This is a genomic window from Novosphingobium aquae, from assembly GCF_037572715.1.
GTDB lineage: Bacteria > Pseudomonadota > Alphaproteobacteria > Sphingomonadales > Sphingomonadaceae > Novosphingobium > Novosphingobium aquae.
Genome location: NZ_JBBHJY010000003.1, coordinates 23,271 through 48,310, shown reverse-complemented (window position 1 = coordinate 48,310; position 25,040 = coordinate 23,271). Strand labels below are relative to the sequence as shown.

21 protein-coding genes are annotated in these 25,040 nt (G+C 63.4%); 12 read left to right on the top strand and 9 right to left on the bottom strand.

The features are described from left to right. The first annotated feature begins 7 nt into the window (after positions 1-7). From WG900_RS07645 to WG900_RS07630, 4 genes are all read left to right on the top strand, one after another. The gene (locus WG900_RS07645) at positions 8-1,882 is read left to right on the top strand and encodes a hydantoinase B/oxoprolinase family protein (RefSeq protein WP_339966070.1); all 1,875 of its coding nucleotides are present in this window, start codon (positions 8-10) and stop codon (positions 1,880-1,882) included. 5 nt (positions 1,883-1,887) lie between these two features. Then, the gene (locus WG900_RS07640; protein ID WP_339966069.1) at positions 1,888-2,748 is read left to right on the top strand and encodes an isocitrate lyase/PEP mutase family protein; all 861 of its coding nucleotides are present in this window, start codon (positions 1,888-1,890) and stop codon (positions 2,746-2,748) included. Further along, positions 2,745-3,860, top strand: a complete 1,116-nt coding sequence (locus tag WG900_RS07635; protein WP_339966067.1) for a zinc-binding dehydrogenase — start codon at positions 2,745-2,747, stop codon at positions 3,858-3,860. The genes WG900_RS07640 and WG900_RS07635 overlap by 4 nt, the downstream gene beginning before the upstream one ends. 100 nt (positions 3,861-3,960) lie before the next feature. Next, complete coding sequence (locus tag WG900_RS07630; RefSeq protein ID WP_339966064.1) at positions 3,961-4,755, top strand: IclR family transcriptional regulator; 795 nt, start codon at positions 3,961-3,963, stop codon at positions 4,753-4,755. Positions 4,756-4,758: 3 nt separating this feature from the next. On the opposite strand, the gene WG900_RS07625 is transcribed toward WG900_RS07630, so the two are convergent. From WG900_RS07625 to WG900_RS07605, 5 genes are read right to left on the bottom strand one after another with little or no spacing between them, the layout of a single operon-like run. Continuing rightward, positions 4,759-5,655, bottom strand: a complete 897-nt coding sequence (locus WG900_RS07625) for a DUF1838 family protein (RefSeq protein ID WP_339966063.1) — start codon at positions 5,653-5,655, stop codon at positions 4,759-4,761. 14 nt (positions 5,656-5,669) lie between these two features. Then, positions 5,670-7,175, bottom strand: coding sequence for an aldehyde dehydrogenase family protein (locus tag WG900_RS07620; protein ID WP_339966061.1), 1,506 nt, complete (start codon positions 7,173-7,175; stop codon positions 5,670-5,672). Beyond that, complete coding sequence (locus WG900_RS07615; protein WP_339966059.1) at positions 7,172-8,323, bottom strand: FAD-dependent oxidoreductase; 1,152 nt, start codon at positions 8,321-8,323, stop codon at positions 7,172-7,174. Before WG900_RS07615 ends, WG900_RS07620 begins: the two co-directional genes overlap by 4 nt. Beyond that, positions 8,320-9,234, bottom strand: coding sequence for a polysaccharide deacetylase family protein (locus WG900_RS07610; RefSeq protein ID WP_339966057.1), 915 nt, complete (start codon positions 9,232-9,234; stop codon positions 8,320-8,322). Before WG900_RS07610 ends, WG900_RS07615 begins: the two co-directional genes overlap by 4 nt. A 2-nt stretch (positions 9,235-9,236) precedes the next feature. Next, positions 9,237-10,676, bottom strand: coding sequence for a flavin monoamine oxidase family protein (locus tag WG900_RS07605; protein WP_339966056.1), 1,440 nt, complete (start codon positions 10,674-10,676; stop codon positions 9,237-9,239). Between the two features lie 191 nt (positions 10,677-10,867). Between WG900_RS07605 and WG900_RS07600 the strand changes: the two genes are divergently transcribed. The 4 genes from WG900_RS07600 to WG900_RS07585 are packed head-to-tail and all read left to right on the top strand — an operon-like array spanning position 10,868 to position 14,524. Continuing rightward, positions 10,868-11,857, top strand: coding sequence for an alpha/beta fold hydrolase (locus WG900_RS07600; RefSeq protein WP_339966054.1), 990 nt, complete (start codon positions 10,868-10,870; stop codon positions 11,855-11,857). Positions 11,858-11,859: 2 nt separating this feature from the next. Further along, a complete protein-coding gene (leuC, locus tag WG900_RS07595) occupies positions 11,860-13,269 on the top strand; it encodes a 3-isopropylmalate dehydratase large subunit (protein WP_339966053.1) in 1,410 nt (469 codons plus the stop codon). Then, positions 13,266-13,895, top strand: coding sequence for a 3-isopropylmalate dehydratase small subunit (gene leuD, locus WG900_RS07590; RefSeq protein WP_339966051.1), 630 nt, complete (start codon positions 13,266-13,268; stop codon positions 13,893-13,895). The genes leuC and leuD overlap by 4 nt, the downstream gene beginning before the upstream one ends. Continuing rightward, positions 13,892-14,524 (top strand): isochorismatase family protein, encoded by a 633-nt coding sequence (locus tag WG900_RS07585; protein WP_339966050.1) that lies wholly within the window; start codon positions 13,892-13,894, stop codon positions 14,522-14,524. The genes leuD and WG900_RS07585 overlap by 4 nt, the downstream gene beginning before the upstream one ends. A gap of 13 nt (positions 14,525-14,537) precedes the next feature. Here WG900_RS07585 and WG900_RS07580 read toward each other — a convergent pair whose 3' ends face one another. Further along, complete coding sequence (locus tag WG900_RS07580; RefSeq protein ID WP_339966048.1) at positions 14,538-15,482, bottom strand: VOC family protein; 945 nt, start codon at positions 15,480-15,482, stop codon at positions 14,538-14,540. Between the two features lie 410 nt (positions 15,483-15,892). Here WG900_RS07580 and WG900_RS07575 point away from each other — a divergent pair, with 410 nt between their 5' ends. Then, positions 15,893-18,439 carry a TonB-dependent receptor gene (locus WG900_RS07575; RefSeq protein ID WP_339966045.1) on the top strand — a complete coding sequence of 849 codons (2,547 nt, stop codon included), beginning with the start codon at positions 15,893-15,895 and terminating at the stop codon, positions 18,437-18,439. 122 nt (positions 18,440-18,561) lie between these two features. Here the strand turns inward: WG900_RS07575 and WG900_RS07570 are convergent, their stop codons facing one another. Together WG900_RS07570 and WG900_RS07565 are read right to left on the bottom strand one after the other, a co-directional pair. Further along, the gene (locus WG900_RS07570; protein WP_339966043.1) at positions 18,562-19,569 is read right to left on the bottom strand and encodes a Gfo/Idh/MocA family protein; all 1,008 of its coding nucleotides are present in this window, start codon (positions 19,567-19,569) and stop codon (positions 18,562-18,564) included. Further along, positions 19,559-20,893: an MFS transporter gene (locus WG900_RS07565; protein ID WP_339966042.1), complete on the bottom strand. Its 1,335-nt coding sequence runs from the start codon at positions 20,891-20,893 to the stop codon at positions 19,559-19,561. The genes WG900_RS07570 and WG900_RS07565 overlap by 11 nt, the downstream gene beginning before the upstream one ends. A 151-nt stretch (positions 20,894-21,044) precedes the next feature. On the opposite strand from WG900_RS07565, the gene WG900_RS07560 reads away from it, so the two are divergent. Genes WG900_RS07560 through WG900_RS07550 form a run of 3 tightly spaced genes read left to right on the top strand, consistent with a single transcriptional unit; the run spans position 21,045 to position 24,149 of the window. Beyond that, positions 21,045-21,845 (top strand): alpha/beta fold hydrolase, encoded by an 801-nt coding sequence (locus WG900_RS07560; RefSeq protein WP_339966040.1) that lies wholly within the window; start codon positions 21,045-21,047, stop codon positions 21,843-21,845. Next, positions 21,820-22,836, top strand: a complete 1,017-nt coding sequence (locus WG900_RS07555) for a phosphotransferase enzyme family protein (protein ID WP_339966039.1) — start codon at positions 21,820-21,822, stop codon at positions 22,834-22,836. The genes WG900_RS07560 and WG900_RS07555 overlap by 26 nt, the downstream gene beginning before the upstream one ends. Continuing rightward, entirely contained in the window at positions 22,833-24,149 is a 1,317-nt protein-coding gene (locus tag WG900_RS07550; protein ID WP_339966037.1) for an MFS transporter, read from the top strand. The genes WG900_RS07555 and WG900_RS07550 overlap by 4 nt, the downstream gene beginning before the upstream one ends. Here WG900_RS07550 and WG900_RS07545 read toward each other — a convergent pair. Then, complete coding sequence (locus tag WG900_RS07545) at positions 24,146-24,976, bottom strand: DUF1838 family protein (RefSeq protein ID WP_339966036.1); 831 nt, start codon at positions 24,974-24,976, stop codon at positions 24,146-24,148. The genes WG900_RS07550 and WG900_RS07545 overlap by 4 nt on opposite strands. Positions 24,977-25,040: the final 64 nt, after the last annotated feature.

The following is a 25,040-nucleotide window of genomic DNA, read 5'->3' as shown; positions in this document are numbered from 1 at the left end:
CAGAGCCATGCCTGCACGCATTATCCAGTCGAACAGCGAGCCCTTCAAGAAGGTCCCGGTCGATCCGGTTACGCTGGAAGTCATCGAAAACGCCCTGCGCAACGCGCGCATCGAAATGGACGCCACCTTGGTGCGCACCGCCATGTCGCCGGGCATTCGCGAACAGGGCGACGCATTTCCGCTCATCGCCGATTCCAAAGGCAAGATGATCGTCGGCCAGTTCGGCAGTTACATCGGACCCTTCCTCGAAGGGTTCGATGGCACGGTCGAAGACGGCGACATGATCTTCCTGTCGGATCCCTATTCGGTCGGCGGCGCGATCAGCCACTGTAATGACTGGCTGGTCCTGCTGCCGGTATTCCGCGAGGGCCGGCTTGTCGCCTATACCTCGATGTTCGGCCATCAGAGCGACATCGGTGGCAAGGTCCCCGGGTCGATGCCGATCGACGCCACCTCGATCTTCCAGGAAGGCGTGCGCATTCCGCCGGTCAAGATCTGGAAGAAGGGCGAGTACAACGAAGACCTGATTAAGCTGGTCATGCATCAGGTCCGCACGCCGGACTGGTGCAAGGCCGATCTCAACGCGCTGATCGCCTCGTGCCGCGTGGCCGCCCGCCGCGTAATCGAGATGTGCGAACGCTTTGGCGATGATGTTTACGCCTCGGCCACCGACCTGCTGCTCGACCGCAATTTCCGCGCGATGAAGCAGCTGATCGAAAGCTCGGTCAGCGAAGAACACGTCAGCTTCGAAGACTATGTCTGCGACGATGGCCTTGGCTTTGGCCCCTACAAGATCAAGTGCACCATGTGGCGCGAAAACGGGCGTGTCGTGCTCGATTTTGACGGCACCGATCCGCAAAGCCAGGCCTCGATCAACATGTTCCTCAACGAGAACATGATGCGCATGTTCTTCGGCATCTACATGATCATGGTCTTCGATCCGCAGATCCTGTTCAACGATGGCTATTATGACCTGATCGACGTGCGCATCCCCGAAGGATCGCTGCTCAAGCCGAAGTTCCCCGCCGCGCTTTCGGGCCGTACCCACGTGCTGGGCCGCCTGTTCGACATCCTTGGCGGACTGCTGGGCCAGAAGACGCCGGAATTCCTTAACGCCGCTGGATTCAGTTCCTCACCGCACCTGTTCTATGCAGGCACCGATAAGACCGGAAAGTGGTTCCAGCTGTTCCAGATCGGCTTTGGCGGCATTCCGGGCCGTCCTCTGGGCGACGGGCCGGATGGTCACTCGCTGTGGCCGGGCTTCACCAACGTGCCGAACGAATTCCTTGAGCGTTATTTCCCGCTGGTCATCGAACGCTATGAAACCGTGGCGGACAGCGGCGGCGCAGGTTTGCACCGCGGCGGCAATGGCATCAATATGGTCTATCGCTTCCTCGAACCCGGCGTGATCGCGATCCATGACGACCGCTGGTTCGTGCCGCCCTGGGGCGTCAATGGCGGCGAGCCGGGTGCGCGGGCGCGCAAGGTGCTGGTCAAGACTGACGGCACCGAGATCGTGCTGCCCAACAAGTGCGAGGACTATAAGGTGGAGGCCGGCGACCAGTTGCAGTTCATCACCTGGGGCGGTGGCGGCTGGGGCGATCCGCTTGACCGCGATCCGGCGCTGCTGGCCAAGGAGCTCAAGCAGGGTCTCGTCACCGCCAAGGGCGCGCTGCGCTATGGCGTGGTGCTGAAGGACGGCGAAGTTGATGCCGCAGCCACCGATGCCCTGCGCACCGAAATGCGCACCAAGCGCGGCGATGTCTCGGTGTTCAACTACGGACCCGACATTGAAACCCTGCGCGCCAATTGCCTCGCGGAAACGGGCCTCCCTGCCCCGCAGGCACCAAAGTGGCAGCACTTCGCCGAGGCGGCCGAGTAAGCAGCATGGCCAACCCGATCTTCAGAGAAAAGCTCGAATCCGGGCAGTTCTTCGTCGTCCCCGGCGTGCAGGACATGATTGCCGCAGTGATTGCCAACAAGGTCGGGTTCGATCTCGTTTACGGCACCGGTTACTGGCTCACGGCCTCGGCCTATGGCCTGCCGGACGCGGGAATCGCGACCTATACCGAGATGCTGAACCGCATGACGACGCTGGTGAAGACCAGCAATGCCGCCGTCATCGCCGATGGTGACACCGGCTATGGCGGCCTCCTCAACGTCCATCACACGGTGAAAGGCTATGAAGCGGCCGGGGTGACCGCCATCCAGCTCGAGGATCAGGAATTCCCCAAGAAGTGCGGCCACACCCCCGGCAAGCGCGTCATCGCCGCAGCCGACATGGCCGAGAAGATCCGCGTTGCCGTTGACGCCCGGGAAAGCCGGGACTTCGTCGTCCTTGCCCGCACCGATGCGCGGCAGATGGAAGGCATGGACGGCGTGCTGCGCCGGCTCGAGGCCTATGCCAATGCCGGAGCCGACGTGCTGTTCCCCGAGGCGCTGACCAGCGAAGAGGAAATGCGCAAGGTCTGCGAGACGTTCGACAAGCCGATCATGGTGAACTGTTCGAACCATGGGGCGACGCCTGTGCCGCCGGCGAGCGTGCTGGCCGAGATCGGCTTTGCCTATGCCATCTACCCCTCGCTCACCAGCCTTGCCGCCAGCGCGGCGATAGAGAAGGTTCTGCGCGATCTGAAGGACCACGGCGTTGGCCAGCCAGATGGCCTGTTCGATTTCAACGAGTTCTGCTCACTGATCGGGTTCGAGGATGTCTGGGCCTTTGACAAGAAGTGGACCCCTGCCCAGTGACCCGGATTGCCGCTGCCGTCCTGTCACAAAGCGGCGGAAATTCGGCGCCTTACGCGGCAAGCAAGCCGATCGAGGTCCGCGCGCTGGACCTGGCTGATCCCAGGCCCGGCGAAGTGTTGGTGCGGATTGATGCCGCCGGGGTCTGCCATTCCGACCTTTCGGTGATCAACGGCGACCGCTCCCGCCCGATGCCGATGGCTCTGGGGCATGAAGCGGCGGCGACCGTGCTCGCGCTTGGCGATCCGGAGGAACCCGGCCTTGCCGTGGGGGACCGCGTCGTGCTGGTATTCCTGCCGTCCTGCGGCCAGTGCCCGGCCTGTCTCTCAGGCGAAGGCTATCTCTGCGCCGCTGCTGCCGCCGCCAATGGCAAGGGCGAATTGCTGCGCGGCGGATCTCGATTGAGCTGCGAAGGCGCGCAGGTTCACCACCACCTCGGCGTCTCGGCATTTGCCACGCAGGCGGTAGTTGACCGGCGCTCGCTGGTGAAAATCGATCCCGACATTCCGCCCGAAACCGCCGCCCTGTTCGGTTGCGCGGTGCTGACCGGCGTTGGCGCGGTGATGAACACGGCGCAGGTCCGGCCGGGCGAAAGCGTGCTGGTCTATGGCCTTGGCGGGGTCGGCCTCGCCGCGCTGATGGGGGCAATCGCGGCAGGGGCTCAGCCGGTCTATGCCGTCGATCCGATGCCGGAAAAGCGCGCGCTGGCTTTGGAACTGGGCGCCGCTGCTGCAGTTGCTCCCGGCGAGGAAGCGATGCTCACCGGGACCGATGTGGTTATTGAGACTGTGGGCAAGGCAGGTGTCCTCGCCACGGCTTACAAGGCAGCGCGACGCGGGGGACGTATCGTCACGGTAGGACTGCCCAACCCCGCTGAGGACCTTTCGATCAACGCGCTGTCGCTGGTTGCTGATGGCAAGACGCTGATGGGCAGCTACATGGGATCGTCGATCCCGGCGCGCGATATCCCGCGCTATATCGCGCTTTGGCGTGCAGGCCAGCTGCCGGTTGAGCGCTTGCTAACGTCAGTAAGCCCGCTTGAGGAGATCAACGAATTGATGGACAAGCTCGCTCAGGGCAAGGCGGTGAGACAGGTTGTCGTGCCCGGCTGGTGAGGATATATATCCGACTGTCGGATAAAATATTGCTCAAATCGGAATTTGCCGCTTCACACGGCACTCTCTTGTCATTGAACCGACACAAGGGGAGTCCAACGTGGAAAAAGGCGTTCCGATTCGTTCGATCACGCGGTCGATTGCAGCCCTGAAGGCGATCAACCGCCATGGCTCGCTGTCGATGATGGAAATCGCCAAGTCGGCCGAGGTCCCCTACCCCACCGCCTGCCGCATCGTGCAGACCCTGCTTTACGAAGGCCTGATCGAACAGGAGCCCGCCCGCAAACGCTACCGCGCCACGGCGTTGGTGCAGACGCTGGCCACTGGGTTCCAGCATGACGACGAACTCGTCCGCCTTGCCCGCCCCCACATCATTGCGCTGACCAAGAAGGTCGGCTGGCCAGTCTCTGTCGCGATCCGCGTCGGCCGGCAAATGATGCTGCGCGATTCAACTCACGCCAATTCATCGCTGACGTTCGAGCACTATTACCCCGGCTTCACCCTGCCGATCCTCGACAGTGCATCGGGCAAGGTTTCGATGGCCTATGCCCCCGATGATGATCGCGAGATGATCCTTCGCTTCATGCGCGTGTCACAAGACATCGACCTTAATTACCTCGCCACCGCCGAGATCAGCCTCGATGTCGAACGGATCCGAGCCCAGGGTTACGCCGTACAGGGCCGCAACCACTTCAACCTGACGCCTGGCAAAACCTCGTCGATTGCCGTGCCCATCTTCCGCAACGGCCATTTTGAGGCAGCCATGACCATGGTCTTCTTCATCGCCGCGATGAAGCTGTCGAACGCGCTGGAAATGTATCTCGATGAACTCAAGGCCACGGCTGCGGCGATCAGTCACGATCTGTCAAACGGTGCCCCCGCCGGCAGCGCCTGACGATCAGGGCTGCGCGACGGCGAGGTATTCGAGGATATCCATCCGCTGCTTGGTCCAGCTTGCCGTATCGAAAATCTCGGGCGTGTATTTCTCCAAACCCTTGCGCGCGGCCAGCGGAATCCCGTCGAGCGAACGCAGCTTGGCTCCGTGCGAATTGCCATAGGTCCGCCCCGGCCGCTGCCCCATGCCCAGCCATGGATGCCAAGACCCCATGTTCTGGAAATGGCAGAAGGCATCGGCGCAAGTCACGCCCTCGTCGAACGCCTGATTGCGCGGCGCGGCATATGTGGCCTGCGATTCCCAATAGGACGTCGGGCCAGCGTAAAGCTTGGGGTATTTCTGCGGATCGATCGGGCTTGGCCGCGCCATGCTTGCCGCGGTCGGCACAATGACCGAAGAACCCACCGCTTCCATGCGCAGTGGCTTTGGCGATAGCTCGGCATTCTTCGTCACGATGCCGTCAGGACCGATGGTGACGTCGAACGGACCGCCAAGGAACTGCCAGACCTTGCGCTTTTCATGAGTGAAGGGGTTTTCCCAATCCTCCAGCACTTCGTCGGTATCGAATTTGCAATAGACGCCGCATTCGTAGGTCTTGGTCACAAAACGGTCGGGCGCGGTCTGCTGCCACTGGTTCACCGACAAGTGATTCATGGTGAAGAAGGGCACCAGATTGCCGCCGTCGTAGCCATAGATGTTGAGCCGGTAGAACATGAAGACGCGCTCGCCTGCGGTCGAACCGATGATGCGCGCGCGCATCCGGGCGCGGGCCACGGGGTCTTCCGGGATGGCGCTGCTGGGAATGGTTGCCGCTTGCACCGCGCCCGTCAAAAGCGAAAGACCCATTATCCCCACCGGGGCCATCATCAGTGCCGAACGCCGATCAAGTCCATCGCTCATGGTAATTCACCCCGTTAAAGTCGTGCGGTCACCGCCTTGGTTTCAAGATAAGCATCCAGTCCGGCCTGACCGAATTCGCGGCCCCAGCCGGATTGGCCGTAGCCACCGAAGGGAATGTTGGTGCCCACCGCGCCGTGGCAGTTGATTGACACCTGCCCCGCCCTGATCCGGCTGACGAGACGGTGCGCGGTGGAAAGGTCGCGCGTCCAGACCGAGCCGGAGAGGCCGTAGGGTGTGTCGTTGGCCAAAGCGGCAATGGCATCGAGATCGTCGGTTTCGAAGCGCTGCACAGCCATGACAGGGCCAAAGATTTCCTCGCGCATGACTGCCATGTCGCGGGTGCAATTGGTGAAGATTGTCGGCTGGATGAAGTTACCGGGGCGACCGAGCTTGCTGCCGCCGGCCACCAGTGTTGCGCCCGCTTCCTGCGCGCCTTCGATAGCCCGCATGACCTTTGCCGCGTGTGCATCTGAAATCATCGGGCCTTGCTGGGTCGCCGGATCGAGCCCGTGGCCAAGCTTCATCATCCCGGCAAAGGCGGCAACGCCCTCCAACAGCGCATCATGGATCGCCGCGTGGGCGAAGATGCGCGTACCGGCCATGCAGTTCTGCCCCTGAAGGAAGAATGTGGCGAGCGCGACGCCCGGCACGGCGAGCGCCAGGTCCGCTTCGGGCATGATGACAACCGGCGATTTTCCGCCGAGTTCCAACGCCACCTTCTTGAGGTTGCCCAGCCCTGCCTCGACGATCTTGCGGCCCGTCGCGGTCGATCCGGTGAAGGAAATCTTGTCGACCCCCGGATGGGCGGCAAGCGCCGCGCCGGCTTCCGGTCCGGTGCCGTTGACGATGTTGACAACCCCCGCCGGGAAGCCTGCTTCAAGCACCATGCGGCCGAGAGCCAGCGCCGAAAGCGGGGTCATTTCGGACGGCTTGACCACCACCGTGCAGCCCGCCGCCAGCGCCGGAGCGAGCTTCAGGATCGCGGTTGAGAGCGGCACGTTCCACGGCACGATCAGGCCGGCGACGCCCACCGGCTCGCGCAGGGTATAGGTCAGCGCCTCGGTCTCGGCGGCGATGTGGCGCGGCGGAGCGATAGTCTCGCCGGCGATGCGCATGATCGCGCCGGCGTAGTAGTCGACCATTTCAACGCAATTGGCCGTGGTCAGCCCGGCAATAAACGAGGGCATCCCGTTGTCTACAATGTCGAGCTCGGTCAGCAGGCGGGAATTGGCCTCCATGATCCGGGCGAGCCGGAACATCAGCGAGGTGCGTTCAGCAACGGGCATTCGCCGCCAGGGCCCTTGAAAAGCCGCGCTTGCTGCGGCTACCGCGCGGTGGATTTCAGCCGCGCCGCCGGTGGCGAAGCTGGCTAAAGGTAGCCCGGTTGCAGGGTCGGTGGACACCATCTCGCCGCTGCCATCCACCCATTCGCCATTGATCAGCATCTGGTGTCGCTCGGCAAGGAAAGCCGCGGTTTCGGGGGCGATGGCGTGGCCGTCAAAGGCAACGGGCGCGCTCATACTTCGACTGTCCGCGGGTCATAGGTGAACAGGCCGAGCGATTCCTCGTCCTTCATGCCCTCAATCCCGAACAGGTCAGTATCCTGTCCCTGCATCCGCTCTGCATTGGTATTGCTTTCGAGCTGGATAAAGGTTGCCCGCTCGTGCCGGGCCTTTTCGTAGCGCGAAAGGCCTTCCGCCGCCGAAGTCGATGCTGCCATGGCGCGAGCAAGGACGATGGCATCCTCGATGCTGCTGGTCGCGCCCTGCCCCAGAAACGGTGTCATGCCATGCGCGGCATCGCCGAGCAGCGACACGTTGCCATCAAGCACCCAGGTGGAAAGCGGACGGCGGGCATTGATTGCCCACTTGTACATCTTCTGCTGGCAGGCCGCTTCGATCAGGCGCTGGGCATCGTCGCACCAGCCGGCATAGGCACTGCGCATTTCGTCGGGATCGGCGGGAATCGTCCAGCCATCGTCGGTCCAGCCGTCCTGCCGGCGGAAGAACACCAGGTTGAGGATCGTCGACCCGCGAACATTGTACCGCGCAATCATGCCACCCGGTCCGATGATGATGCCCGGCCAGTCCGACAAGTCCTGAACCGCCGGCGTCACCGGAATGAGGCAGCGCCAGGCGACATGACCGGTGAAATACGGCGGCTCAGCCTCGAACCGCTGGCGGATCACTGATTTCACCCCATCCGCACCGATCAGCACGTCGGCGGAAATGCGGGTTCCATCGGCGAGAATCGCTGTGGTGCCTTCGCTCGCGACCACCGGGCTGTTCGCCCGAAGATCGACACCGGATTCCCGCGCTACCGCGAGCAAAACCTCGTGGATGTCGGCGCGGTGGATGGTGACATAGGGCGCGCCGTATTTGGCGCGCTGGTCACTGCGGTCGATAGAAACGAGCGTGCGCCCATCCTGCCAGTGCGTAAACCGCTGCTTGCCCGGCTCCACCCCGGCGGCGGCTACACGTTCGCAAGCACCGATGAAATCGAGGCCCTTCATCGCGTTCGGGGTGATCGTAAGCCCAGCGCCGATCTCACCGAATTCGGGTGCAGCTTCGAGCAGGGTGACCTTGAAGCCTTGCTGCGCCAGCGCGGCAGCAGCAGTCAGTCCGCCGATCCCACCACCGACGATCAGAAAAGTCTCGCTGCGGCTCACTTCAATTGTCCGGGAATATGGTCTTCATGGTTTGCGAGGTACCACTCGGCAATCTCCTCGCGCGTGGCCCACCACACGCCGGGCAGCGACTTGGCGTGCTCGATGAATTCGCGCAGCGCCCGTACCCGGTGCGCGCGGCCCGAAACGTGCGGGTGCAGGCCGACGTTCATGATCCGGCCCGTCACCGCGCCCTCTTCGTACAGCACGTCCAGCTCCTCGATCAGCGCATCGCGGAACTGGTCGGTGGTGAAGTTCTTCCGCGTGATGAACGTGAAATCGTTGATCTCATTCGAGTAGGGCACCGAAACGATCGGCCCGTGCGGCGTGCGTAGCAGGTAAGGCTGATCGTCATTCATGATGTCGCAGTAAAACGTGCAGCCCTGTTCGGCGAGGATGTCCGCCGTCTGCATCGTCCCGCGCAACGAGGACGACAGCCAGCCCTTGGACTTGCGCCCCGTGAACTTCTCAAACTGCTGCAGGCTGGCGAGAATGATCTCGCGCTCCCGCGCCGGATCGTGGGCAAAGCTGGAGAGCAGCTCGCCCTGCTCCCAGTTGTGCGTAAGAAGTTCCCAGCCGCGCTCCAGCACGGCATCGGTCATCGCCCCGCGCCGTTCAAAGGTGACGGCATTGGTCGTGCAACTGGCCTTGACGCCCAGCTTGTCGAACAGGTCGAACAGCCGCCAGATGCCTACCCGCTGGCCATATTCGCGCCAGGTGAAATTCGGGAAATCGGGGGTGTTGCCAGGCAGAACATCGGGCAGGATCGCCGGACCGCCCGCGTAATAGGGCTTGTCGGTGTCCTTCGTCAGGTCCCACGTTTCGAGATTGAACGTGAGGATGAGCGCCACACGCGCGCCGTTTGGCCAGATCAGCGGCTTACGCTGTGGCAGCGGAATGTAATCGTAGTCCAAGTTCAGGCTCCCAGCACTTCAAGTGCGACGCGTTCGGCGGATTCGAAGGCCCCTTCAAGCCCGCGCGCGCCGGTTGCGGTGTGTTCCCCGCAGAAATGCACGCGGCCCGCCGGTTTCGCCATATGGTTGACGAAGCCCGAGATGTGGCCGGGACCGAAATAGGCCCAGTCACCCAGGTTGAAGCCCTCGTTCTTCCAGCTGAAGAATTCGGCGGCGCGCAGCTTGCCCTTGGTCGAAGGGCGCATGGTCTCGATCGCGCCGGTGACGGCGGCGAACACGGCGTCGCGCCCCATCGCGTCCCAGGTGTTGGCGAGACCGCCTCGCGCCTGAGCGATGAAACCCGTAATCTCGTCGGGCGAGGCGCCGAAACGCTGCGGCATCAGGTTGCCGGCCATGCCATCGGTCCACATTCCCGGCGCAAGGCCGTCCTCATCCCAGAACGGCGCGGTGGCGGTGAGGAAAACCATCGACAGCGGCTGATAGGGCAGGCTGGCTACGGCCTGCGCCTGCGGGCCTTTGAGGCCGGGCAGGATCTTCACCTTGCGCAGGGTGGAGAAAGGCAGCGAGCAGACCACCTTGCGCGCGGTGAACTGCGATCCATCGCGGCAATAAACCGTCGCCGAAGTAGCGCTGCTGGTGATCGCGATCACTTCCTTGCCCAGCAGGACATCGCCCTTGAGCAACTTCGCCATGCCTTCGGCCAGTTTGATATTGCCGCCCTTGACCGCCATGGACCGCGGCCCGGCAGCGAACTGGGCCTTCACGAAGCCATCGTTGTATTCCAGCATCAGCGCCGAAACGTCAGCCGCCGTCGTGCCGTAATAAGGCGAGACATCGTTACCAAGGCGGATCGCCTCATCCGAAAGCCCCTGCGCCTTCAGGAAATCGCGCAGCGATATGTCGAGCTTGGCGCTGGCCGGGTCGTTCCACGCGGTCCAGTCTGCGAGCCGATTTTTCTGGCCGATCAGCTTGGCGACCAGTTCGCCCGGCATAGTGGTCTTGAGCGCATCGGGAAACGGATTGCCGGGAAATTTCGCCCAATCCTCACGGGTCATAGGTTTGCCATTCAGCCACAGCATCGGCGGCTTGCCGAGCCGATAGCGCGCCCCAACCTCGACCAGTTCAACGCCCGCGCGTTCTGCCGCGTCGAAACCGCGGCCATAGCCATCGGCCATCGAATTGAAGCCCATTTCTGGATAGCCGGGCTGGTCCATCAGCGTTGCGATGCGCCCGCCGACGCGGTTCCGCCCTTCCAGCACTTTGACCTTCAGGCCCTGCTGCTCAAGCATCCATGCCGCCTGCAGGCCCGAAGCGCCGGCGCCAAGCACCACGACATCGAGCATACGTGCGGGCTTGCGGCGCACCTTGGCCTCAAGCGGGCCAGCCAGCGCACCAAGGCCGAAGGCAGCAGCACCGAACGTGAATTTGCGCCTGTCGATCATCGAGGGCAGTCCTTTCTTCCTCATTATGCGGCGAGGGTTAGGGCCGATGCCCGTTCCTCACCCCGTCAAACCCCACAGTCGATCAAAGCGCGACTGGCTCACCACCTGTCGGATAGACGCGCAAGCCTTTCGGAAGCCCATTAAATGGCCGATAACCGGGATAACGAATTTGCACGGGGAGTCTCGGGATAATGGCACTTGGCAGGATCTTTACAGCGCTCGCGCTCAGCGCAGCGGCGCTCGCTCCTTTGCCCGCACTGGCGCAGGCGGCTCCGTCGGCCAGCGAACAGTTCCCGCGCCTCTCTGTGGCTCAACTGCGGAAGAAGTATCAGGACGCGCAAAGCCGCTTCATGACCATCAAGGGCGTCGAGATTCACTACAAGGACGAAGGTCCACGCGGTGCACCGGTGCTGTTCATGGTGCATGGTTCGCAAAGCTCCGTGCGGACTTGGGACCGGATCACCCAGCTGCTCAAGGGCCGTTACCGGGTGATCCGCTATGACATTCCGGGTTACGGCCTGTCCGGTCCGGCCAGCGATGAAGCTGCCGCAAGCGTCCAGCCGGTGGAGATTGCCGAGGGGCTGGTCGACAGCCTCGGCGTGAAGAAGCTGACCTTTGTGGGCGTATCCAGCGGCGGCACCATGGGCATGTACCTTGCTGCCAAACGCCCCGAACTGGTCGAGCGACTGATCCTGTCAAACACGCCGTCCGATCCGGTGAAAACCGATCATCTCGTCCAGCCGCAAAGCTTTCTTGATGCCCAGGCGCGGGCGGTGAAGACCGGCTATCAGGATATGACGTTCTGGAACGAGTATCTTTCCTACTTCGCCGGCGATCCAAAGCGCATTTCGGCGAAGACCCGCGCTGAGTACTTTGATTTCAACCGGCGTGAGAAGGAAAAGCACCCGATCGCCCTGGTCGCCCGGATTGGCGATGGCAAGCAGGCGGCGATCGAGATGGCCAAGGTCAAGGCCCCGACCCTGCTCGCATGGGGCACGGGCGATCCGCTTCTGCCGGAAAGCGCGGCCAATGCCATCGCGCGCTATCTGTCGAACGCGCAGATCTCGCGCCTGATGATGCCCGATGTTGGCCACTATCCGCCGCTCGAAGTGCCAGATCGCTTCGCCCGTCTCATCTCGACCTATGTCGAAGTCGTAATCCCCGCCAAAGCCGTGAAGTAACCATGACCAGAGCGCTTACTCTCTACGAAAAACTTTGGGACAGCCACGTCGTCGCCGACCTGCCCGGCGGCGAAGCGCTGATCTATATCGACCGGCAGCTGCTGCACGAGGTTTCCAGCCCGCAGGCCTTCGTCGCCATGCGCGAAGCAGGGCGGGGCCTGCGCCGGCGCGAAACACACCTTGCCGTGGCTGATCATGCCGTTCCCACCCGGGCGCGCAGCGGCGGCATTGCCGATCCGCTCGCCCGCGCGCAGGTGGCGGAGCTGGAAGGGAACGTCGCGGAATTCGGCATCGAATATGCTTCACTGGATGGGCCGGATCAGGGCATTGTCCACGTTATCGGGCCTGAATTGGGCTTCACCCTGCCCGGTACGACCATCGTCTGCGGGGATAGCCACACCACGACTCACGGAGCGTTCGGGGCGTTGGCATTCGGCATTGGTGCGAGCGAACAGGCGACCGTCCTGGCCGCGCAGTGCCTGCGGCAGGGCAAGGCGAAAACCATGAAAGTTGAACTGGTGGGGCAGCGACACCCGCTGATCTCGGCCAAGGACATCTCGCTCGCGCTGATTGCCCGGATTGGCTCCAATGGCGCGGTTGGCCACGCGGTCGAGTATTGCGGCGAGGCCGTGCGCGCCATGTCGATGGCCGAACGCATGACCCTGTGCAATATGACCATCGAGGCGGGCAGCCGCATCGGCCTTGTCGCGCCGGATGATACTACCTTTGCCTATGTGCAGGGGCGCCGGATGGCGCCGCAGGCGGAGCAGTGGGACGCCGCCCTGGCCTATTGGCGCACCCTCGCCTCTGACGAGGGCGCGGTTTGGGACCGGGTCATCACCATCGATCTTGGCGAACTGGCGCCGCAGGTCAGCTGGGGCACGAGCCCGCATCAGTCGCTGCCCGTCACCGCCGCCCTCCCCGATCCCGCCACGCTTGGCGCAGGCGCGGAGCGGCAGGAGGCCGAGAAGGCGCTGGCTTATATGGGGCTCGCGCCGGGCGGCAAGATCGCCGGAACCGCCGTGACTCATGCCTTCATCGGATCGTGCACCAATGGCCGGATCGAAGACCTGCGCGCCGCTGCGGCCATCGCCCGGGGACGCAAGGTCCCCAGCGGGGTCAAGGCCATCGTCGTACCAGGTTCCGCTGCCACCAAGATGCAGGCCGAGGCCGAGGGGCTCGACCGGATATTCCTCGACGCCGGGTTTGAATGGCGGCTCGCCGGCTGCTCGATGTGCGTCGCGATGAACGATGACCGTTTGCAACCGGGAGAGCGCTGCGCTTCCACGTCCAACCGCAATTTCGAGGGCCGGCAAGGCGCTGGCGGCCGCACGCACCTGATGAGCCCGGCTATGGCGGCAGCGGCGGCTGTGACGGGCTGCATTGTCGATGTCCGGGAGCTTGCATCATGAAGCCGGAACCCTTCACCACCGTCACCGGCACAGCCGCCGCCATGGCTGAGGACAATGTCGATACCGACATCATCTTCCCCGCACGCTTCCTGTTGCTCACCCAGAAAAAGGGCCTTGGCGCGCACGCCTTCCATGACCGGCGGTTCAATCCGGACGGTAGCGAAAACGCGAGCTTCGTGCTGAACAAGCCCCCGTTCCGCGAGGCAAAATTCCTCGTCTGCGGGGACAATTTCGGCTCTGGTTCCAGCCGTGAGCAGGCCGTCTGGACGCTCGCCGACTTCGGCCTGCGCGTGGTGATCGCCACCTCGTTCGGCGAGATTTTTCACTCCAACTGCATGCGCAACGGACTGCTGCCGATCACGGTGAGCAAGGCCACTGCAACGCAGTTGCAAACGGCCGCTGCCGAAACCCGCCGCTTCACCGCCGATCTTGAGGGCATGATCCTTACGGTCGAAGGTCTGAACCCCATCCCTTTCACCTTGCCATCCGAGCGGCGGCAAGCGCTGCTGATGGGCTGGGACGAGACTGACGTGCTGCTAGCAAGCCACGGCGACGACATTTCCCGATTCGAAGCCGCACAGGCGCGCGTCCAGCCCTGGCTCTATCAACAAAAGGCACCCGCATGAGCGACGACGAACTGCTGGCCAACTATGCCCGCGCCTACAACACCCGCGTCGGTTTCGGATCGCGCCCGGCGCTGATCCTGATCGATTTCTGCCAGGCCTATTTCGACCCGGCCTGCGATCTCTACGCCGATGTTGACGATGCCATCGAGTCAGCCCTGCGAGTCCGCGAAGCTGCGCGCGCGGCCGGCGTGCCGGTGGTGCTGACCAACGTGGTCTACCATCCCAGCGCCATCGACGGCGGCCGATTTTTCGAAAAGGCGGCGCCGCTGAAGAACTTCATCAAGGGCAGCCCGATGGGCGCCTTCGGTCCGGGTCTGATCGCGCAGGACGATGAACTGATCGTCTCCAAGCAATACCCCAGCGCCTTCTTCGGCACCTCGCTGGCATCGACCCTGACGGCCGCCGGAATCGATTCCGTACTCCTCACCGGCCTCACCACCAGCGGCTGCGTGCGGGCGAGCTGCATCGATGCCATGTCGCACGGCTTCCGCACTGCGGTTGTCGCCGAGGCATGCGGTGATCGTCACCCGGCCCCGCACGAAGCCAACCTGTTCGACATGAACGCGAAATATGCCGACGTGGTCAGCGAGGCCGAGACCATCGCCTTCCTGAACGGGCTTCCGCGCTAGAATTACTGGCGCGCTAAACCAACTGCAACACCTCGAGCCGCGCGCCCCACGGCGTGCGGATCGATCCGGCAAGGCATCGGCCATGCGGGCGCCAATCGAGCTCCGCCAGCGGCGTAACCGTGCAGTCCCCCTGCCCCGCCCGTTTCAGCAGCGCTGCCGCATCGCTGACCAAAAAGCGCAGGCAAGCCCAGCCGCGACCGGTTGGTGCATCCGAAAAGTCGATACCGCCGCAATCGAAGGCGATGATCTCGACCGATCCTTCCATCCGGCCATGCGGATGATAGATGCCGACCTGCGCCTCTATCCCCGGCGCAAGGCCCAGCGGCAGGCCCATGCAATTGCGCCCGTCCGGGTGCTGCAACTGCGTCTCCTGCACGACCTGCCAGCCCAGGGTATCGCAATAGAACGCCCGCGCAGCTGCGAAGTCCGGCACGATCTGGGTCGAATTGAACACCCACGATGCCGGCCCGCCAATGCCTTCATAGCCCTGCAAGGGCGGTGCAACCCGCTCCATCAGCGCCATGACCACGCCGTCGGCATCAGCCTCAACCACTTCGCGCACCGACAAGGGACCGAAATCCCAGTCAGTAATCGGCGCGGGCGAGGAGAAGCCGTTCAGCGAGAGCGCATGATGCAGCGGCTCGATGCCTTGCAGCGCCCGCAGGTTGATGTCGAAGATGCCGCCCGGATCCCACGGTTGACCACCATCGCGCGTGCGCGGGAGCGGCGTGCCATCGATCCCGATCAGGCGGATCGCGCCGCGCGGGCAGTCGGGGTGGCCGAGTAAGATTTCACTGCCGCTGCGCCCTTCCAGACCCAGCAGATTGAGCGCCGCAGAAGGAACCGCCCCCCGGCAAATTTCTCCATAACGCAGCGTCCGTGACAGCCGCGCCGCCGCGCTTTCCACATCGGCGACAATCGCCACCACTTCCTGGAATCCATTGTCGAGCGAGATCATGATCGCGTTCTAGCCAAGCCAAAGTCCGACTCGGCAATCCATGCCCACCTGTTCGCGCAGCGGAGAAAGGCGCCCAGCCAGAACTGACAGAGGGCATTAGAAGCAGCGAAGTCTGACCGGAACAGAGCGTGCATGGCTTGCGCCGCGCCAGCCGTTAAGTGCAAAGCCGAGCGATAATGGCGCGCGCCCAACCAGTTCGGAAAGGTGCCGGATGGAAATCAATTGCCAATGATAAGAGCCAAGTCTTTGTTTTCTATGGCCCCAACCACGCCTTCAAATCCGACAGGCGAATAATCGGGGTCACTTCAGTTCAAATTGAGCGCGGTGAGGAGGACCTTTCAACTTGATTGAACCGGTACCGGGTTCCCAAAGCCAAAATGGCACCCCGGACCACGCCCATGGGGGGAACTATGAAGACTATTCGATTCCAGCGCCAACTCTCTGCATCGATGTCGCTCGTGGCAATTGCCACTACGCTGGCCGCCGCGCAGCCGGCTTTCGCCCAAGCTGCCGACGAAACCGTCGAAGAAGCCGATGCCGGCGCGATCGTCGTCACGGCGCGTAAGCGCGAGGAAGACATTCTCCAGACCCCGGTGACGGTTCAGGCCTTCACTGCCGAAAAGCTCGATGCCAAGGGCGTCACCACGATGCAGGACCTTGCGGCGAACACGCCCGGCCTGAACATCAATGACAGCTCTTCGGGCCATGCCGACCGCGGTTTCCAGCAGGTCGTGCTGCGCGGTTTCACCCCGGTGACCACGCTGGCCACCACCACTTCGCTGTTCATCGATGGCGTGCCGGTTTCCTCGCCCTCGGCTTTTACCTCGATCTCTTCGCCCGAGCGTATTGAAATCCTGAAAGGTCCGCAGAGCGCCTACTTCGGCCGCAACACCTTCGCAGGTGCCGTCAACGTCGTGAACCGCGAACCCGGCAACGAATTCCATGGCTCAGGCCTCGTCAGCTACGGCACGCACGACAACCAGAAGTATCGCGCCGAAATCGAAGGCCCGATCCTTGAAGACATCCTGTACCTGCGCGGTTCGTTTGATTACTTCAGCAAGAAGGGTTCGTGGGTCAATGCTGCTGCCGGCGGCGGCACGCTGGGCGACCAGTCGTCGACCTCGGGATCGGTGACCGCCGTATTCAAGCCGTTCACCGGCCTGAAGATCAAGGGCTTCATGCTGTTCTCCAAGGACAGCGACGGCGCCCCCGCCAACGGCCGCTACGTTGCCTATGACGTGAAGAACGCTGCCGGTACGGTGATCCTGAAGAACTCGGCCAACTGCTCGTTCACTGGTGATAATCGCGGTGTTCTGGGCGCTGCCGGACTCGTTGCGGTCGTCAACCCATACATCTGCGGCACTGTCGGCACCCCGCCCAACCCGGTCTCGGCAAACGTCAAGAATGACGCGATCACGGCAGGCTTCCTGGCCATCCCGGAAAACCGCCTCGTCCGCCCGCAAAATGGCGTTCAGGGATATGGCCTGCGCCGTAACTATCATCATTATCATGTGACCGGCGATCTCGACATCACTGACCAGATCACCTTCTCGGCACTGGCCGGCTGGGGCACCGAGGCATGGAACACCATGATCGACCTCGACGGCTTTGACGGCAGCCTGATCGCTGCCGGCACGGGTGCCACACCGGCCAACGCTCCGCGCGGGTTCTATGACTTCCCGTTCCTTGTCGAACGCAAGACGAGCGACAATTCGATTGAGGCGCGTCTCGCCTATGAATCGGACAGCCTGCACATGGTCGGCGGCTTCAGCTACCTGAACGCCACGGTCCAATCGGCCCAGCGCGGCACCACCGGCATCCTCGTCGGCGTAGCTCCTGCCCCCGCCGGCGGCTCGGTTGCCGGCGCACCGGGCGGTGTCAGCCGGAACAAGACCTATGGCATCTTCGGGGGCATCACATACGATTTCACCGAACAGCTGTCGATCAGTGCCGAAGGTCGCTATCAGACCGACAAGCTTTACGTCTTCAACGGCGCATTCCCGGTCACCGTCACGGTGCCCGACCTGATCCCGGTGGGCACCTATGCACCCAATGCCCTGCTCGCCAGCGCCACTTACAAGAACTTCATGCCGCGCGTCATCGTCAACTTCCAGGCGACCCCGGACCTGATGATCTATGGCAGCTGGGCCAAGGGCGTGAACCCGGCGCAGTTCAACTCCAACCTGATCACCCAGACGGCGGCAACGCAAGTTGCGGCGGCGGCTGCCGGCGTGAAGGTTGCAGTCCTGCCTGAAAAGATCACCAACTACGAACTGGGTGTGAAGGGCAAGGCGCTTGACGGCGCGCTGCGGTTTGCCGTGGCAGCTTACTATGCCCAGTGGCGTGACCAGATCAACTCGGTCCAGTTGCTGATCCCGGTCGCCAACTCCACGCCAATCCTCACCGGCGGCGTTCAGAATGCGGGTTCAGTCGACCTCAAGGGCATCGAGGCGGAAATCGCTTTCCGGGCAAACGACTACCTGACCATCGACATGGCCGGCGCGATCAACGACAGCAATATCAAGCAGTTCAAGAGCGTTTCGCTGAGCCAGCTGACGGGCATCTACGACTATTCGGGCAAGGAAATGCCCTATTCGTCGAAGTACTCGGCAACCCTTGGCGTTCAGGTCGGTCATGACATCGATGGCTGGGACAACGGCAGCTGGTTCATCCGTGGCGACATGTCCTACAAGTCGGGCACCTGGAGCGGACAGGCCAACACCAGCAAGTCCCCCGACCGTACTGTTGTGAACCTGCGCGCAGGCATCACCAAGGGTCCCTTCACCATCGAAGGTTACGTGACCAACCTGTTCAACAATACCAGCATCACCAGCCTGATCGACCAGACCGCGTTCGATCCGATTGGCGGCACCTTCGGCGTCCGCGCCAATGCCGCGCTGTTCTACAACCTGCCTGACCAGCGCACGGCTGGCGTGGTGGTGAAGGCCAAGTTCTGACGACAGGTCCCTCCCTGACGTAACGAGACGGCCGCACGAAAGTGCGGCCGTTTTCGTATGGGCGGCGGGTAAGCGGAAGATTGGGGGGAGGCTTGGTGCCATCCAGTTCAGGGCCGTCCGGTTCAGCCTTGCAGCGAGTTGACCCGCAGCGAAGCGCGGACCCGGTCGAGCAGTTCGATCCCCTGCGCGGCCTCTTCGCCGGTGGGGCAGCGATGCGGCTCGCTGCGCATGGCCTTTGCGAATTCGATGAGCTGGTTGCGAAAATAATGCGCCAGATCGCGCCCGCCCATGCGGCCGGGATCGGTGACCATTCCCGGCGGCGGCACGATCACCGGCTCGCCGTTCCACAGCAGGGTCTCACCGTGGACGATCTCCATCACGCCGCGCTCAAAGAACAGCACCTTGCGGTCATGGATCGGCAGCTGGTTGTACGACAGGTGCAGCGAGGCCATGCGCCCGCCCGGATAGGCGAGCTGGATCATCGCCTCGTCCTCGCCCTGCCAGCCGCTCTGGTGGCGCGCGCCTTCGGCATGGACGCGGGAGGGGACGTCACCGTTCATGGCGAGCTGGATGAAATCGAGCGAATGCGGCGCGAAGAGCGAGACGATCAGGCCCTCGGCGGGGGTAATGTCCGCCCACCATGGCGCTTGCGGCCCGTCCCAGAATACACAGGCGCTGACCTCAACCGCGCGCAACGGGCCAAGCTCCGCCGCGTGGTCCTGCAGATAGCGAACGGGCGCGCAGTGGCGAAAGGTGTGTCCAGCGCTCAGCACCAGCCCCTTGCGCGCTGCCAGTTCGGCAAGTTCCCGCGCCTGCGCGCCGGTTTCGGCCAGAGGCTTTTCGACGAGCACGTGGACGCCGGCTCCAAGACAGGCGCGCGCCTGAGCAAAATGATCGGCGTTGGGCGTGCACAGCAGGGCGCAAGTCACCCCCGGTAGCGTCAGCGCGTCTTCGAGCGAAGTGAGCGCATGCCCTCCAGAAGGCGCCGCCGCTGCCTTGGCGCGGTCAATATCGGGATCGACTGCCGCGATCAGCCGGTAATCGCCGGGCAGCTCTGCGATGGCGCGCAAGTGCGAGGAGCTGATGCGGCCGCAGCCCACGAGCACGATCCCTGCCGGTTCATGCGGCACTGGGCATCCCCTGCCGTTGGTTGCCAACACATCGCCAGATCAGCGCGGCGGCGACCAGCTTGGCGAGGCCCGGCAGCACGGCATAGGACAGGATAATTCCCGCCGTAGCCGAGGCCGACTGCGCCAGCCCTTGTTGCGCCGCGCCTGCATCGAACCCGCTGGCCGAGAGCAAGCCGCCAACGATCAGCGTACCGCCCAGCGCGATCCCCGCCTTCTCGATCATCGACCAGATCGCCGAATAGACCCCTGCCCGGTTCTCGCCCCAACGCTCGCGCGCGTCGGATATCGCGTCGGCCAGTAGCGACAGCACGATCAGCCCCCAGCCGGCGTTGAACATCGCCATCACTGCGGCGAGGCCGTAGCTCACCCAGATCGGTGCCTGCCCCAACAGCGCCCAGGCCAAGGTCGCGAAGCCGTGCCCGCAGGCGGCGAGGACATAGGTGTTCTTCTTGCCGATCCGCGCCGCAACCTTCACCCAGATCGGCGACCCCGCCATCACTGCGAAAGCCATGATCGCAGACAAAATTCCAACTTGCACAAAGGCATCGCTTCGGTTCATCACGAACTTGATGAAGAAGGCGAATGACGCATAGGAGATCCCCGAAGCCACCGTCATGATCACGGCCGATAGGCACAGGACCATGAAATTGCGGTCGCCAAATGCCTTGGGCAGGTCCCTCAGCGCGAGCGGAGTGCCGGTGCTGACGCGGTCGGGAATCCGGGCGGCATAGCGCCACGCCGTCACCAGACAGGCGAGACAGACGAGGCCGACCAGTCCCGATGTGACCAGATAGGCGCCCCGGTCACCGCCGAGATAGCCCACCAGCGCCGGCGCAGCGGCGGAACTGAGCAGCACGCCAACTCCGGTAAAGCCGTGCTTCCACGCCATCAGTTCGGTGCGCTCTGCCGGGTCGGGTGACATCTCGGCGAACTGCGCCAGATAGGGCACGGAAAAGGTGCTGAACGTCGCCATGTAAAGGCTGAACGTGACGAAGACCCAGATCACCTGCAGCGTTGGCGAGCCATCGGGAACGGCAAACACCGCAAGCATTGCCACGGGCGCAATCGCTCCTCCGGCGATCAGCCAGCCCCGCCGGGGAAAGCGCGCGGCCATGCGGTCGGACCCGATGCCCACGGCAAGATCGAACCCCGCGCCAAAGATCACCTTGGGCAGAAAGATCGCCGAACCCGCGACCGCCGGGGCTATGCCCATCACCGTCGTCAGATAGAACAGCAGCAACAGCGAGGGCACGTCGCGAAACAGCTGTCCGGCAATCTGGCCAACTCCGAAGCCCGCCTTGGTAGCGGTTGCCAATTTCGCCATGAAAGTCTCCCCGACTGGAAGGGCGATTGGATAGGCAAAGCGGCACCGGGCCTCGCCTTGCCGGGGGTTTGTCCGCATGGTGGATAGGCTGGCGGCGCTGCATGGGCGCGGGTGGCTTGCCCGTCATGTTCGCGCCATCAAAGGAACACGCATGGCAATCGAGCGCGCCTATACGACCTGCCGTTATGGGCAGATGCATTACCGGACCGCCGGCAAGGACACGGGAAAGCCGGTGCTAGTCCTGCTGCACCAGAACCCGTCCTCGTCCTATGAGTACGAAGCCCTGATCGCCGCTTGCGCTGCCGATCGCCGGGTCATTGCCTTTGACACGCCGGGCTATGGCATGTCGGATGCACCCCCTGCCCCTCCCGGCATCCCTGGCTATGCCGCCGCTTTTTCCGACGCGCTCGATACGCTGGGGCTGACCGGGCCGCTCGATTGCTACGGCTTTCATACCGGCACGCTGCACACGATCGAGCTTGCCTTGATGCGGCCCGATCTGATCGGCCGGATCGCACTGACCGGCATCCCGATGTATCCGCCCGAAGCCCGCGCCGGAAAGCTGGCGGAAGCGCTGAACTACCCAGAGCCCGATGCGGACGGCGAAGTGATCAAGGCGCTGCTCGCCAACCTGTGGACTTACGTGGTCACCAACCGCGATCCCCGGTTGCCGCTGGACAAGGCGGTGCTGAACTTCTCCGACAAGGCCAAGGTGCTGCACCGCTTCACGTGGGCCTACAAGGGCGTCTGGGAATACGATTATTCGCGCTTGCCCGAAGTCACTCAACCAGCCCTGCTGCTCCAGCCGGAAGAAGACATCGCCGACATTTCACGCGCGGCAGCGGCCCTGCTTCCCAACTGCACGGTCATCGACCTGCCCGACCTAGATCGCGACATCTTTGACGTCGCCCCCGAAAGGATTTCCGATGCTCTGCGCACCTTCTTCGCCTGACAATCCCCTCGTGGGCGCCGTGGTATCGCACTCGGTGCTGCACCCCGATTTCATCGCCGCGGAAGTGGCCCGTCGTTATGACCTGCCGGCCCCAGTCGATGCCTTCCTGCTCTACCGCGGCATGAATGACGTCTATTTGATCAAGGACGGCTCGGGCACGCAGTTCGCGCTTCGCTCATGGCGCAAGACCTGGCGCGATGTGGATTCGGTGGGCTACGAGCTGTCGTTCCTCGATTTCCTGCGCGAAAAAGGCTTCCCCGCTTCGGTCGCGGTCCCGCAGAAAGATGGCTGCCTGTGGTTCAAGACAGCTGCCCCCGAAGGCGACCGCGCATTGGCGCTTTATGACTGGGCACCCGGCTGCAAGTTCGGCGACTGTCTGAGCGAGGACACCGCCCATCGCATCGGCGCACTGTTCGCCGAAATGCACCTGCTGGGTTCGCAATGGATCGGCGCGGACCATAAATACACGACCGATCAGGCCAAGGAATATTCGGTGTGGATGCCGGCGCTGATCGACTTCGTCTATGACCGGCCCGACGACCTGCGCGACTATCCGATCATTGCCGAACGCATGGCCGAACGGTTCGACAAGCTGGCCGCCGAAGGCATGCCGATGGGCGTGTGCCACCGCGATTTCCATCCCAGCAATGTTCACGTCAATGAAGACGGCCTGATCACCCTGCTCGATTTCGACGCACTGGGTGAGGATTTCCTCATGCAGGACGTCAAGAACTACACTTGGGGTAATCTGTTCTATGGTTTCTCGCCCGCGTACAGCGAAGCCTTCGAAGCGGGCTATGCCTCGGTCCGGCCGTTCACCGCAGCAGAGATCGAAAATCAGGAGCTGTTCCTGATGGCCAAGGCCTTCCGGCTGGTTTCAGGCATGGCCGATAGCTCGCGCTCGGTCGGGCGCGGCACTCTGCGCTTTCGCGGGCTGGACTGGCTGGGCGACTATATCAAGACCCGCGCCCAGGCTCTGGAGCTGCTGTGAGCGAGGCCGCCTGGCCGTCCCCGCGTCGCGCATGGGGCTTCATCGCCCTGCTGTTCCTCGCCGGGTTGTTCTCAGTCATTGACCGGACCGTGCTCAATGTCGTGGTCGATCCCGTTCGGCACGATCTTGCCATCAGTGACCAGCAGATCGGCCTTCTGCAGGGCCTCGCCTTCGGGCTGTTCTATGCCTTCATGGGGCTGCCCATGGGGCTTCTTGCGGACCGCAAATCGCGCCGCAACCTTGTCATGGCCGGGATTGCCCTGTGGAGTCTGGCGACGATTGCCAGCGGGCTGGCACAAAGCTTTGGACAGATATTTACCGCCCGCCTGCTGGTCGGACTGGGCGAAGCCGCGCTCAGCCCGGCGGCGATTTCGCTGATTGCCGACCTGTTTCCACCCGAACGGCGCGGCCCGCCACTCAGTATTTTCATGCTGGGGCAGAGCCTTGCCAATGGCCTGGCGATCGCGCTGACCGGCCTGATCCTTGCCCATGCCGCAAGCGGGGCCTTTGCCGGATTGCCCCTTGTCGGCGTACTGGTGCCATGGCGCCTCGCCTTCGTGCTGTTTGGCAGCTGCGGCATTCTGGTGGCGGCGTTGATGTTGTTCTGCCGCGAACCGGAGCGGCGCGGTTCCGTGGACCATGTCGCCGCCATCCCCGGCAAGGATGAATTGCACTTCCTGATCGCCCACCGCGCCGTGCTGGTGCCGCTCTACCTTGGTTTCGCGGTGTGTTTTGCTGTCGTCTATGGCGCGGCGGCCTGGGCGCCGGCCATGCTGATCCGCCAGTTTGGCGCGACACCGGCGTTCTTTGCCAGCTTCCTTGGCCCCGTATCGCTGGCATTCGCCGCGCTCGGTCCTTTGCTCGGCGGCTGGCTGCTTGATCGATCCATGCGCGCCGGCAAGCCGTTGGCGCGCTTCACCATCCTCGCGCTGGTGCCGGTCTGCGCGATCCCGGCAGAGCTGGCCGTGCTGGCCGGACATCTGCCGCTTGCCGCGCTGCTGGTAGCAAGCTCGGGCACGGCCTTTGCCGTGCTGGGCATCGTCATGCTGGCCACGCTGCAGTCTATCGTTCCGCCCCGGATGCGCGGCGCCGCCGTGGCGCTGACTCTGGTGCTCAACACAGTGATCGGCGCGACGCTTGGGCCTCTGGCGGTTGCATCCATCACCGAGCGTGTATTTGGCGATCCTGCCATGGTCGGCTGGTCAATCGCCAGCTTTGCCCTGCCAGCGCTCGGCGTGGGCATGGCGCTCTATGCAATGGCACGGCGCAATATCCGGCGCGATGCGGAGCTGATGGACCTGCTCGGCGCTTAACGCGCGTCCCACAAGGGCGCGAGCATCGATGCCGGATCCTTCAGCACTTCAGGCTGGCGCGCGCGGGTTGCTTCGATCCATGCGGGCGGGAACATGTCGAACGAGGACGTATGCTGCCCGGCGCCGGTCGCGGTCAGATGGCCGGCGTGGTCGCCCATTTTGAGCCATGGCCGCCACGAAACAACGTTGGTGAACGACACGTCGCTGGTCACGCGGGTCGCGCCCCGCGCCTCGATCGCCGAGCGTTTGGCCTTGAAGATATTGCTTTCCGAATACCGCATGGGCTTGGCCTGACCGGGGACCGTGAAGCTGCTGCGCGAACGCTCGGTCAGCCAGAGGTCATTGCCACGCGAGACCGGACCCAGCACTTCATGGGCAAATTCCATCCCCGGGACCGACCGTGACAGCCGCATCGACAGGTCCGGCATGAACATGATCTTTGATGGCGAGAGACCGCCCGTGGGTACATCAACCATTTCCCCTGTATAGGGATTGCGATAGCGATCCAGCGCCTTGCCGTTGTCCTTGTCGACAAACCAGGCCAGTTCGCCGCTGACGCCTTCGAAGCTGCCATCGGGCAAGCGCCGGTAGCGGGCAAAGACGGCGGCGACGACGTCGAACAGCGGCTCCATCCGGTCATCGACAACGCCGTAGTAATTGGCCGACATCCAGCTGGAAATCAGCTTTTCATCCAACGCGCCGCGCATCAGCATGAAGGTCCGCATCCGGCTGGCCGGCGAGGTGCCAGCCGTTCCCGCCGCGCTGACCTGCGTTGCAATTGCCCCCGCGGCGAGCCCGCCCAGAACCATGCGCCGGTCGATATCCATTGGCTTCTCCTATGATCGCCAAGGCTCCGACAGAGAGGCCCACAGCGCCATGCACCCCGGCTGT